At 69.3% G+C, this 11186-nt stretch carries 15 protein-coding genes and 1 pseudogene; 11 read left to right on the top strand and 5 right to left on the bottom strand.

Annotated features, from left to right (window positions below; genetic code table 11):
- Window positions 1-175: 175 nt before the first annotated feature.
- Window positions 176-658, top strand: a pseudogene (locus FM076_RS33165) (IS5/IS1182 family transposase); the annotation flags it as partial.
- A 14-nt stretch (window positions 659-672) separates the two neighbouring features.
- Here the strand turns inward: FM076_RS33165 and FM076_RS00010 are convergent.
- Entirely contained in the window at window positions 673-1389 is a 717-nt protein-coding gene (locus FM076_RS00010) for an SDR family oxidoreductase (protein ID WP_173867902.1), read from the bottom strand.
- Window positions 1390-1505: 116 nt separating this feature from the next.
- On the opposite strand from FM076_RS00010, the gene FM076_RS00015 reads away from it, so the two are divergent.
- On the top strand, window positions 1506-1904 hold the full coding sequence (locus tag FM076_RS00015) for a MerR family transcriptional regulator (protein ID WP_173867903.1): 399 nt from the start codon (window positions 1506-1508) through the stop codon (window positions 1902-1904).
- Between the two features lie 690 nt (window positions 1905-2594).
- Here FM076_RS00015 and FM076_RS00020 read toward each other — a convergent pair.
- Window positions 2595-3389: an SDR family NAD(P)-dependent oxidoreductase gene (locus FM076_RS00020; RefSeq protein ID WP_173867904.1), complete on the bottom strand. Its 795-nt coding sequence runs from the start codon at window positions 3387-3389 to the stop codon at window positions 2595-2597.
- Between the two features lie 85 nt (window positions 3390-3474).
- On the opposite strand from FM076_RS00020, the gene FM076_RS00025 reads away from it, so the two are divergent.
- The 8 genes from FM076_RS00025 (at window position 3475) to FM076_RS33185 (ending at window position 8414) form a co-directional block, all read left to right on the top strand.
- Window positions 3475-4326 (top strand): helix-turn-helix transcriptional regulator, encoded by an 852-nt coding sequence (locus FM076_RS00025; RefSeq protein ID WP_173867905.1) that lies wholly within the window; start codon window positions 3475-3477, stop codon window positions 4324-4326.
- A gap of 344 nt (window positions 4327-4670) precedes the next feature.
- Entirely contained in the window at window positions 4671-5150 is a 480-nt protein-coding gene (locus tag FM076_RS00030) for an asparagine synthase-related protein (protein ID WP_173867906.1), read from the top strand.
- A 124-nt stretch (window positions 5151-5274) separates the two neighbouring features.
- Entirely contained in the window at window positions 5275-5439 is a 165-nt protein-coding gene (locus tag FM076_RS00035; RefSeq protein WP_173867907.1) for a hypothetical protein, read from the top strand.
- Entirely contained in the window at window positions 5436-5852 is a 417-nt protein-coding gene (locus FM076_RS00040) for a lasso peptide biosynthesis B2 protein (RefSeq protein WP_173867908.1), read from the top strand. Before FM076_RS00035 ends, FM076_RS00040 begins: the two co-directional genes overlap by 4 nt.
- A 188-nt stretch (window positions 5853-6040) precedes the next feature.
- The gene (locus FM076_RS33170) at window positions 6041-6355 is read left to right on the top strand and encodes a hypothetical protein (protein WP_243274232.1); all 315 of its coding nucleotides are present in this window, start codon (window positions 6041-6043) and stop codon (window positions 6353-6355) included.
- Between the two features lie 349 nt (window positions 6356-6704).
- Complete coding sequence (locus tag FM076_RS33175; protein ID WP_345944822.1) at window positions 6705-7256, top strand: ATP-binding cassette domain-containing protein; 552 nt, start codon at window positions 6705-6707, stop codon at window positions 7254-7256.
- A complete protein-coding gene (locus FM076_RS33180; protein ID WP_243274234.1) occupies window positions 7256-7663 on the top strand; it encodes a hypothetical protein in 408 nt (135 codons plus the stop codon). The genes FM076_RS33175 and FM076_RS33180 overlap by 1 nt, the downstream gene beginning before the upstream one ends.
- Before the next feature lie 439 nt (window positions 7664-8102).
- Entirely contained in the window at window positions 8103-8414 is a 312-nt protein-coding gene (locus FM076_RS33185; protein WP_243274236.1) for a hypothetical protein, read from the top strand.
- A gap of 145 nt (window positions 8415-8559) precedes the next feature.
- On the opposite strand, the gene FM076_RS00055 is transcribed toward FM076_RS33185, so the two are convergent.
- The 3 genes from FM076_RS00055 to FM076_RS00065 form a co-directional block, all read right to left on the bottom strand.
- Entirely contained in the window at window positions 8560-8934 is a 375-nt protein-coding gene (locus tag FM076_RS00055) for a hypothetical protein (protein WP_173867909.1), read from the bottom strand.
- 88 nt (window positions 8935-9022) lie between these two features.
- Window positions 9023-9454 (bottom strand): hypothetical protein, encoded by a 432-nt coding sequence (locus FM076_RS00060; protein ID WP_173867910.1) that lies wholly within the window; start codon window positions 9452-9454, stop codon window positions 9023-9025.
- A 172-nt stretch (window positions 9455-9626) separates the two neighbouring features.
- Window positions 9627-9821, bottom strand: coding sequence for a hypothetical protein (locus tag FM076_RS00065; RefSeq protein WP_173867911.1), 195 nt, complete (start codon window positions 9819-9821; stop codon window positions 9627-9629).
- Between the two features lie 552 nt (window positions 9822-10373).
- On the opposite strand from FM076_RS00065, the gene FM076_RS00070 reads away from it, so the two are divergent.
- On the top strand, window positions 10374-11168 hold the full coding sequence (locus tag FM076_RS00070; RefSeq protein WP_173867912.1) for a class I SAM-dependent methyltransferase: 795 nt from the start codon (window positions 10374-10376) through the stop codon (window positions 11166-11168).
- Window positions 11169-11186 lie beyond the last annotated feature (18 nt).

Genomic DNA, 11186 nt, shown 5'->3' on the forward strand with positions numbered 1-11186 from the left:
GTGTCGCTTTCCCGGTGCCATTTCAGGGGATTGATGGGTGCAACGCGATACGTCGTTGAGCCTTTTCAGTGTAGGCCACTGATCGGGTAACCGGTTTCGGTCTCCGCAACGCACGGGGCTCCCGTGCCGTTGAGGAAGGTCTTCGAAGTCTCATCTCATCGGCGCAGGACCCTCGTTGGTTCCCTGTCCTGCCTCGCTGGGCCTTCCCCATGCCTTGGTCGAGTGGGAACCATGCTCATCGTCGTCCGCGGGGGTGGCCGCCGCTGCAAGCTTCCGCCACACCAACGTGCCCTGATCGGCCTGGTGTACCGCCCATGCACGACACTTTCGCCTAGATCGCGGCCGGTTCCGGCATCGCCGTCGGCGCCTCTCACGTCTACACACCGCGGTCATCGGCCTGCTCGTGGACCGAGCACCGGGGCCTGTTCAAGGTCCTGCGGGGAGAGTGATCCGGACTTCGTCCTGCGCGACGGCATCCTCGCCGAGTGCGACCGGGTCGGGGACGGCCGCGCGCCACTCGGCCAAGCGCCGCCGCTACGGGGTGGACGTCCACGTCGTCATCGACCCCGGCGGCGGGGTCCTGTGGATCTCACCTGCCCTGCCGGGACGGATCCAAGACCTGACCGCGACCCGCACCCGCACCCGCACCCGCCAAGGCAACGCTTAGGAGGCTCACTTGGCGGGCGCGGGGCCGTACAGCTGTGCCGGGTCGTCGGCCAGGGCCGCCTTGACGAAGCGGCTGGGGTTGTCGACCAGCACTTCGAGGGAGTTGCTCTGCACGCCGTCGAGGCTGGCGCGTGCGACGTCGACGGGGTCGATCTTGGGTGCGTCGGTGCCCGCCATCATGTCGGTGTCCGCTGCCCCCAGGTGGACGCCTTGGACCAGGGTCTTCTGTCCGGCGAGCTCGACGCGTACGCCGTTGGTCATGTTCCACTCGGCGGCTTTGGCGACGGAGTAGGAGCCCGAGCCCTGAGGGGTGGCGACCCATGACAGTACGGAGAGCACGTTCACGATCGCTCCGCCGCCGTGTGTGGCCAGGACCGGAGCGAAGGCGCGGATGACGCGGAGGGTGCCGAAGAGGTGCGTCTCCAGCTCTCGCCGGACGTCGTCCAGGTCGTCGGTCAGCAGGTTGGCTCCCGTGGCGATGCCGGCGTTGTTGACCAGCAGTGTCACGTCCTGTGCGACGTCGGCCGCGTCGGTGATCGACTTCTCGTCGAGGAGGTCCAGGTACAGCGGGCTGACGCGGGGGTCGGATGCGGTGATTGTCTCCGGGCTGCGGACGGCCGCGTAGACCCGTTCGGCCCCGCGGGCCAGCAATTCGTCGACGAAGCGCCGGCCGATGCCCCGGTTGGCTCCGGTCACGAGCGCGGTGGAACCAGCGATGTCCATGATCGTCCTTTCGCCGGGCGGAGGATGGCGTTCGCTCCCGCCCTTCGCGTCTACGCTAGAACTTGACGTCAACGTCAAAGGCAAATCGGACACCGCAGAGCGAGGAGCGGGTCACAGTGCGTATCGGAGAGCTGGCCGACCGGGCCGGTGTCAGTACACGCGCTCTGCGCTACTACGAGGAGCAGGGCTTGTTGCGTTCCTCGCGCACGGCAGGAGGACAGCGTGTCTACCCGCCATCGGCCGAGGACCGTGTACGGCTGATCCGCGAGCTCTACACGGCTGGGCTCACCAGCCGGGTGATCGCTGAACTGTTGCCGGCTGTCGATGCACGCCATGTCGGTCCCGAGTTGCTGGCGCGCTTGCTTGACGAACGTGCCCGCACGGCGGCGAAGGTCGCCGAGTTGCAGGCGGCAGGCCAACGCCTCGACGCCTTGATCGCCCTCGCCACACACCCGGACTCCGACGCGTGTCCGGCCACACTCGACCAGGCAGCTGCCAGAGGTTCCGCCCCGTAGACGTCCTTGTCCTGCCAATGCCGTAGACCCGCCGGCGCAGCTCAGTCATACCGGCCGGCCTTCCACCTGTCGCCGGGTCCCGGGGGAAGTCTGGGTCTATGAGTACGAATGCGACCTTGACCGGCGGGCCACTGGACGGGCGGCGGGTTTCTCTCCACCCCGTCCAGGAGCAGGAGGGCAGGTGGGGCAGCTTGATCGACCGACGCACCCCGTATCGCGACCGGCCTGCCCACCTTCGTGACGGCACGGGCCGGTGGCTCTGGCAGGGCAAGCCCTGGCCCGAGGAGAGGGACGATGCCTGACGCTCGCCGATAGCGGCCGGCACCACCTCCTCAGCCACCCGTGCGCAGGTCGCGGAGCGCGATCGCGTAGTTGGGGGGGGTCGGGGAAGGGCTGGCGGTTTCCGATCCGGCGGTAGCCCCACGTCTGGTAAAGGGCTTCGACCTTGGGGTGGTCGGGGTTGACCAGGAGCACGGCCAGGGCTTCGGGCCGGTCTTCGAGCAGTGTCTTGTGCAGGCGTCGGGCGGTCCCGGTCTTCCGCCACCGGGGTCGGACCCTCAGCTCGGAGACGGAGAAGAAGGCAGACCTGGGCATGCCCGCACTGTCGCGGCACCACCCCGGCCACGGCGCATGACCTCCGCGGTTTCAGCGGCTGTACCTGGAGCGCGGGTCAAGACCCGGGCCGCTCTGTCAAGCGCCGGCGCCGCCGTCGACCGGCACGATCGCGCCGGTCACGTACGAGGCGCGGTCGCTGAGCAGCCAGGCGGCCGCCTCGGCGATCTGCCGGGGCTCGGCCATCTTGCCGAGCGGGATCGTCGCGGTCATCTGCTCGGCAATCCCGGGAGTAGCCGCTTCCCAGGTGTCGATCATCTCAGTGGAGGTGCCGCCGGGGGTGATGCCGTTCACTCGGATGTTGGCGGGGGCCCAGTTGACCGCGGCGGTCTCGGTGAGGCTGTTGAGCGCGCGCTTCATGGCGCCGTAGGCGGGCAGGGCGGGGTTCGCGCGGCGGCTGCCGATGCTGGAGGTGTTGACGATCGCCCCGCCGCCGCCCTGTCGCATGAGGGCGGCCTCGGCGGTCATGGCCGTCCAGTGGGCACGGAAGTTCACAGCGAACTGTTCGTCGATGTCCTCGTCGCTGGTGGTCTCGACCGGGCCGAACTGGTGCTGGGGGACCGCACCGTTGTTGAAGGCGCCGTCCAGCCGGCCGTGCAGCTTTTCGACGTGGTCGATGGCGGCGCGGATGCTCGCGCTGTCGGCGAGGTCCAGGGTGGCGGCGTCGGCGGTGCCGCCACCGGCACGGATCTCGGTGACGAGGCGGTCGAGGGCGTCGGTGCTGCGAGCGGCGAGCACGACGGCGGCGCCCTCGGAGGCGAAGAGCCGGGCCGCAGCCGCGCCGATACCGCGGCTGGCGCCGGTGATGAAGATGACCTTGCCGGTGAGCAGGCCGATGGGTGCGCTGTCGGTGGTGTTCGTGCTGTTCGTCATGGCAACAGCGTCCGGCCGGCTGCCGGCCGGATACAGGCACAGGCTGTACCAGGATCCGCCGCCGCGCCGCGCCCACACTGGGCGTATGGACAAACAGGAACTCGGGGCGTTCCTCCGCAGCCGCCGCGAGCGGCTCCGCCCGCAGGATGTCGGCCTCCCCTCCGGCCCGCGACGCCGCACACCGGGTCTTCGCCGTGAGGAAGTGGCGGTCCTCGCGCACATCTCCACGGAGTACTACATCCGCCTCGAGCAGGGCAGGGCGCCACGCCCCTCGGCCGATGTCCTGGCCGCGATCGCGGGAGCGCTGCGGCTCACCGGCGCGGAGGCCGGCCACCTCCACGTCCTCGCGGGCACCGCGCCGAACCGTACCGGACTGCACCGGCGCGATGTCCGCCCCAGCATCCTCGCGCTCCTTCAGCGGCTGCCGCAGACGGCCGGTTTCGTGATGTCCGCCGCGTTCGAGGTCCTGGCCTGGAACGACCTCGCGGCCGCGCTCATGGAGGACTTCGCCCCGCTCGCCCCCGAGGACCGCAACCTCGCGCGCCGGGCCTTCCCCGGGCGGCACCGCGCCGATGCAGCGCTCTACGGGATCTTTGACGCCGCCGAGTTCCGGCTGAGTGTCGTGATGCAGCTCCACACCACTCTCGCCCGCTACCCCACCGATCCCGCGGTGACCGGCCTCGTCGACGAACTCCGCGATGCCGATGCCGACTTCGCCCGCCTCTGGGAACGGCACGACGTGCAGGCCCCGCCGACGCTCACCAAGACCTTCCGCCACCCGGCCGTCGGGGAAGTCACCGTCGACTGCGACACGCTCACCCTCACCGACCGCGACCAGTACCTCGTGCTCTACACCGCACCGCCGGGATCCCCCAGCGCCGAGGCCCTGGCTCTGCTGAACGTCCTGGGCGCACAAGCCAGTCACTACCCGCAGTAGCGCCACAGCCGGTCACCGCGAGCACCATCGCCGACAGGGCGACGTGCTGATCCGGTCGGCCGTGGTCTCCTCGTCCGGCACTGCTACCGGGGGCTCTTTGACGCACATCTGGGTCACACCCCCGCCATGTCCGCTGTGGCGGGATACTCATCCCAGGTCCGGCCATCGAGCAGGCGGCCGCCGGCCTTCGGGGACAGCCCACCGACCTGCTTGAAGAACCCCACCGACCTGCTTGAAGAACAGAGCCACCCGAAGATCGACACACAGGTCTCGAATGTCGCGAACCCAGGCCAAGTCCAGCGCCCGGTGAGCCGGACCGCCTAGCCGGTGACCAGCAGACCGAGATGGCGGACGAGTTCGACCAGTGGGCCGCCCTGCACTCGGTGGGCGCCTCGGCCCGCGGCTGGGCCCCGTACGGTCAGGCGCTCGGCATCCGGCCGGTGTATCCGTACCTGGACAACCAGGTCGTCCGCGCCGCCTTCGCCGTGCCAGCCCTCGCACGGCGCGGGCTGGTGGCCTACAAGCCGCTGCTGCGGGCCGCGCTGCCCAAGCTCCCGGACTGGTTGACCTCCCGGCGCTCGAAAGGGTCGTTCACCGCCCGGCGCATCGCCGGACTCGCCCGCCACCGGGATCGGCTTGATGAACTGACCGCTTCCAGTCCGCTCGCGGACGGTGGGCTGATCGACCCCGCGGCCGTCCGTACCTCGCTCGCTCAGGCAGCCCGGGGGCAGAGCGCCACGGTGATCGCCGACCTGCACCAGCTGAGCGTGACGTGCTGGTGGCTCAGTGGCCAGACGGCCAGGAGGGAGATGACGGCGTGCTGATCCCCGCCCGCCACGTGCACCACAACACGGCCGGACGGCACGGCGGTGCTCGACGTTCGGCGGGGGACGTGGCTGATGCTCGATCAGGACGCCTCCCGGATCTGGCAGGCCATCACCGTCCGCGGTGACACCGCCGGGCTCGCCGACCGGGATCGCCATCCCCACCGGTCAGGACCCCCAGCAGGTCAGCGGCCAGATTGCCGCGTTCGTCGACGAACTGGTGGCCACCGGCGTGCTCGTCGACACCGACCGGCCCCGGCGAGCACGACGAAGGTGGTGGCAGCGATGACGGTCACGGTCCCCGCCGCCCGGCCCACCGTTCCACGGCGTGCCCGGCTGGTGGCCGCCGTCGCACTGACGCTCTCCCTGGCTGGGAGTCCGTTGCCGCTGCGCTGGAAGCTCGCCGCCGGGCGACGGCTGCGCGGCCTGCCGTACGCGCGCCTGGCCCAGCTCGAAGCCCTCTACACCGCGGTGCAGGCGGTGATCCCGGCGTGGTGGCCGGGCCGGATCGCGTGCGCCGAAATCAGTCTCGCCACCGTCATCGTGACCGCGCTGGCCGGCCGCCAGGCCCGCTGGGTACTCGGCGCCCGCTTCCTGCCCCACACCGCACACGCCTGGGCGGAGGTCCCCCAGGGCGCGGTCGGCCGGGACATCGCAGACGCCGTCGACAGGCCCTGGATGCCGGTCCTCACCGTGCCGTAGAGGGGTCTTGGGCTGCCGTCGTGGTCCAGGGCCGGCACCGGTGCCTCCCCCGCCCCGTACCACGGCCCCACTCGAACGAGTGAAGTACGAGCGCCGTGAATAACGTTCGGTCCAGGCGACCAGCGGCGATGAGGAGGATGCGGAACAATCCCGTTGCCCGGCCGCCTGGTCCGGCCCCTGATGGGGGCGTGAGTTCTTCCGTGTCCTCGCTGCCCGTCGCCGCCGCGGGCCAGCCGCCGCTCATGCGCCCGGCCTCCGACCGGCACTTCGAGGCAAGCGTCAACCTGCCCACCGCCGCGATAGCGCGCCGTGTGCCCCACACCCTCTCCGAGGCGGCCCACCTCGGCTGGCTCACCGACCCCCGCGCCGCCCTGGCCCTGCTCGGCTGCCAGATCGGCGCCGCCACCCTCACCGCGGCCCGGCCGCGCTCACGGCCACCACCCGCGTCCTGGCTGCCACCTTCACCGGAGGCGACATCGCCGCCGGCCTGCGCGAGAACCTGACCACCGTGACGGTCCTCGCCCTCGCCGCGTCCGGCCGCTACCTGCTCGACGCCGGCGCCCGCACCGCTGCGGCCCGGCCCACGCCGAAGACGGACCGAGCAGCTCAAGGCCACCCGGCAGGCCCTGGTGGTGCAGGGGACCGGTGACGCACTCACCGCGGTCGGCACCACCGCGACCTGGGGCCCGCTCGTGCTCCTGGTGGCGAGTGGCCGCATGGAACTCGCAGTCGCCGGGACCGCAGCCTTGGCGGTACGGACCTCTACGGCGGCTCTCGCGACGACGGTGCGGGCCCGGGGCACGGCTCTTTGGCACCTCGCTGTCCCTGGACGACTGGGCCCGCTTCCTCGCCGTGGCCACACCGTGGACGACCCGCCGCGGCTCGGCCCCGGTCACCGAGGACAGGCCGCAGGCCATCACCGCCACAGATGTCTCCTTCACCTGTCCCGGCACCGACACCCCCGCACTCGACGGCAACAACCTGGACCTCAAACGCGGCGAGGTCACCGCCCTGGTCGGCGAGAACGGCGCCGGCAAGAGCACCCTCGCCCGCATCCTGACCGGCCTCTTCCCGCCCACCAGCGGTTCGGTGCGGTGGGACGGGGTGGACCTGGCGGACGCCGACCCGGCCAGGATGCTCGCCAAGACGGCGCTCGTGCCGCAGGACTACACCCGCTGGCCGCCCGCGAGAACATCACCCTCGGCCAGCCCCACCCCGACGGCGACACCGCCGTGCACACCGCGGCCGAGGCGGCCGGCGCCGACAGTGTCATCGCCGCCCTGCCCCACAGGCTGGACACCTCGCCGGCCCGTTCCTGGCGGGACGGACACGACCTGTCCGGCAGGCAGTGGCAGCCCATCGCGGTCGCTCGCGCGTTCCACCGCGACGCCCCCGTCCTCATGATGGACGAACCGACCGCCGCGCTCGACGCCCGCACCGAGCACCGGACCTACACCCGGCTCAGGGCACTCGCCGAGGAACGGGCGACCGTGTTCGTCACCCATCGGCCGGCCAACACCCGCCTCGCCGACCGCATCATCCGACCAAGGGCACATCGCCCAGACGAGCACCTTCGACGAACCCATCAACCAGCCAGCCACCTCGATCTTCTCCGAGATACTCAAGCTGCAAGAGAACCGGTAACCCCGCCCGAACCGGCCGGGCCAGATCAGCAAGACTGGACCAGCCCGGCGGCACCCGACACGCCGCTGCCCGCCGGGCTCCTCCAGGACTTCCTGAAAGATCCGTTCCAGGGCGGCATTCTCATCCAGGAGCACACGGTTCCCGACTTCGAGGTGCCTCCCCTCTGAGTCAACATCAGCTCCCACGCGATAAAGCCCCACGACAGCGATCCCACCCCTCAATCTTTCACCTCATGACAACCGCCCACCCCACCCACAACCACCCACAACCACCCACAACCACCCACCGACCAGCCCCCTAACACCCACCCCTGAACCAGCACGACCAACTCCCACCACCACCGACACCAACCCAAGAAATCACAGCCGCTGGCGGCCTGAACGCGGTCACCGGCGGTGCCTCGGACGCGAGCCCGTTGACCGCGTGGGAGTCCCGGCGGCGGCGCACCAGCAAGCGGAACCAAGACGGGCTGTGCCAGCTCTACCGCGAGCGCCCGCAGGCGCTGGCCGCCCATCAAGACAGGGCGGGGGCCACGAGCGTGCCGGAGACCTCCGGTAGCGCGGTGGTAGTCAAGGAGCTCACCCGCTGGATGGACCTGGTCGAGCAATGGCGAACGTTGCCGCCGGGGCGCGTGAGCACCTGGTCGTCACCGGTTCCCGCAGCCGGGAGAAGGCGTACCTCGCGGCGATCGAGACGGCCGTGACCCAGCACCCGCACCTGATCCACTACCGAGTGCTGTACGGGCCGCCGCGGCACCGCATGGTGGAAATGCCCGGCCCCGGTAGTGGACACATCGATGCCGGACGGGAAAACAAGCACGCGGACACCCCTGGCGGACAGGCGATCTTGGTCGTGAACCCATCCACCAAAAGCTTCCTCACATCCAACGCGAGTACGCCACCGCGGCGGCGATCCTGAGTACCTGTCACGTCAGGTTGGGAAGAACTCCGTGCTTTGAGCAGGGGTCACGGCCGGAAACGGCAAGTCGGGAGTCGCCGAGCCCCCAACTTCTCTCTGACCTCTCGTGCGAACGGTGCGCAAGCGCCCATGTATCAGATGGCGGTCACCACCAGTTGGAGCAGATGTCCGTGTTGCCGTAGCACACCCGGACCAGGACCCGTTTCTGGTAGGAGAAGTCCCGGCTTCCTCGCTGGCCCGTGGCTGATACGTAGTTCACGATGTTCCCGTCCAGCATGACTTGGCCGCGCAGTTTCGGGTGCGGCTTTGTCACAGCGACCCAGCCGTCGGTGTACCCGTTTCCGACGGGCCAATAGGACTTGCACATCTCCGCGCCAACGCCCGCGCTGGCCCACAGCATCGTGCAACCTCCGTCACGGCCGGACTGGGTGCTGGGCGCCGCCTGAGCCGGCTGGGACGCTGCGGCAAGGCCGCACAGCAGTGACGCGGCGGTCAATACTCCCGCAATCTTCTTTCTCACTTGATCTCCTTGAGTCTTTTCGACGGCCTTTTCCGATGGGCCGCTCGGTGATGTGGTGCGGGGGCACGCCGCCGCAGCGGGCGAGCGCTTACTTGGTGATTCGGTGACTGACCGTCGCCTGGTGCACCCCGCGCTCGTACCAGGAGAGGGAGATCTTGGAGTTGTTCGGGAAGTACCGGTTCACCGAAAAGTCGAACCAGGCCCGGCCTACACTGCACCCTCCGTGCCGAGGGGAGTGCTTCTGCCAGATTTTGGAGCCTGAGCTGTTGTAGACCGTGACGACACCTTGGTAGTCGCAGATCGAGAGTTCAATCTTGTCCCGGGCGATGCCCGCGTCGTGAACGTACGTCGAGTCTCCCCACACATTACCGCAGACCATTCCCAGGTCGGCCGGAGTGCAGCCACTCGCGTCCGCCGCGGCCGGGCCGGCGGTCGCGAGGCCGGTCGCCATCACGATCCCGGCAAGTGCTCCGCCGCTAAGCGCATTTCGGAGAACGCTTCGTTTCCGTGCAGCTTTCATTCTGGATCTCCCCTTCGAGGACGGTCCCGAATCCCGAGTCGCTCATCGGGCCGCTGTGATGGAAAGAGCGTGCATAGTCAACCAGCGTCCGGGCAACGGAATCCGGGTGTCCCGGACAGGACCAGACCGTCTGGGCTGGTCAGTGGCTTGTCCGGGACAAGATTCGCGGGAGTTACGGCGGGAAAATACTCGAGTCCGGCGTCAGGGAGCCGCAGTCGAAGACGCGGAACTGGAGGGCCAGGTTCTGGCGGGCCCGCTCGGCGACGGCAGCCGGCTCGATGACGGTGTTCATGGTGGTGGTGCCCCTCTCGATCCTCGCTCTCCTCCCCGGGGCGAAGGTCTTTCCCGAGTCCCGTTCCGCCTCCACCGCGCGACTGGACCTCGTCGGTGCCCTGCTGGCGGCCTCAGGCACCCTGTTCCTCCTGCTGCCGATCACCAGGCCGAGACATGGGGATGGACGACGGCCGGCTACGCCCTTCTGGCGGCCGCAATCACTCTGCTCGCAATCTTCGTCGCACGCACACCGCTCGCCCACTACCCGGAAGCCAGCCAATCGCCCCCCACGCCGAACACCCGGCGACCTGCGAACCCACCAACACACAACCGCCAGAACACAAAACAACCACAAACAGACCTCCGACAACCCACCACACACCAACACCCCCTCCCAACGACAACCGCCGGCCAACAGACACTGGTACTCAGCTCAACCGCCGACCCACCACACAGCACCGACCTGAGACCACGCCGGAGGGTCTGCTTTCTGTTCGCTGGCCGCCAGGGCGTTCACAAGTGCGCGACCGTTCAACATGTTCACGCTTCTCCCGTCCTCCAGGGGTGGTATCCCCGGGGGACCGTGCGCTGCGGTGGAGGAGGAAGCGGCCGCATGACCCGGATCGCAAAAGGCAGGAGGTGCGCCATGTCCCACTACGTGTTCGACAACAGTGCTGAGGAGACCAACAGCCGCTTCGGCGCCCTCGAGGCGACTTATGACCCGGCTTCCCGCGCTGCCCTGGCCAGAACGGGAGTTGGCTCGGGCTGGACGTGCCTGGAGGTCGGTGGTGGTGGAGGTTCTCTCGGGCGCTGGTTGGGCGAGAGGGTGGGCCCGACCGGACGGGTGAGCGTCACCGACGTCGAGCCGCGGTGGATGGACTCCCGTGAAAAACCGGGAAATGTGCGGCTGCTGCGGCACGACATCGCCCACGACTCGCTCCCGGAGGACGAGTTCGATCTCATTCATGCCCGTCTGGTGCTGGTGCATGTGCCCGAGCGTCGCCAGGTACTCCTCCGTCTTGTACAGGCACTGCGCCCGGGAGGCTGGCTCGTTCTGGAGGAGTTCGACTGCGGGTGGATTCCGGTGCTGACCGCGCCCAGCTGCGCCGCGACGGACCTGTTCACGCGGGTGCACGCCGAACTCATGAGTCTCATGGAGTCGGCCGGGGGCGATCCGCTGTGGGGACGCAAGGTGGTCCAGGCGATGGCGGACGCCGGGCTGGAACAGATGAGCACCACCGTCTTCGCACAGGCGTGGTCCGGTAAGAGCGCCGGTATCGACCTGCACCGGGCCAACACCGAGCAGCTGAGGGACGAACTGCTCGCCGCCGGCCTGAGCGAACGGGAGCTCCACGCCTTCTGGGACCTGCTGCAGAACCCGGCCTTCGCGGTCACCTCCTATCCCTTGCTGAGCGCAGCCGGAAAGCGTTGCGCGGCCTGAGACACCCCATTCCTTGCA

It is taken from the genome of Streptomyces albus subsp. chlorinus (assembly GCF_013302895.1).
Lineage (GTDB): Bacteria > Actinomycetota > Actinomycetes > Streptomycetales > Streptomycetaceae > Streptomyces > Streptomyces chlorinus.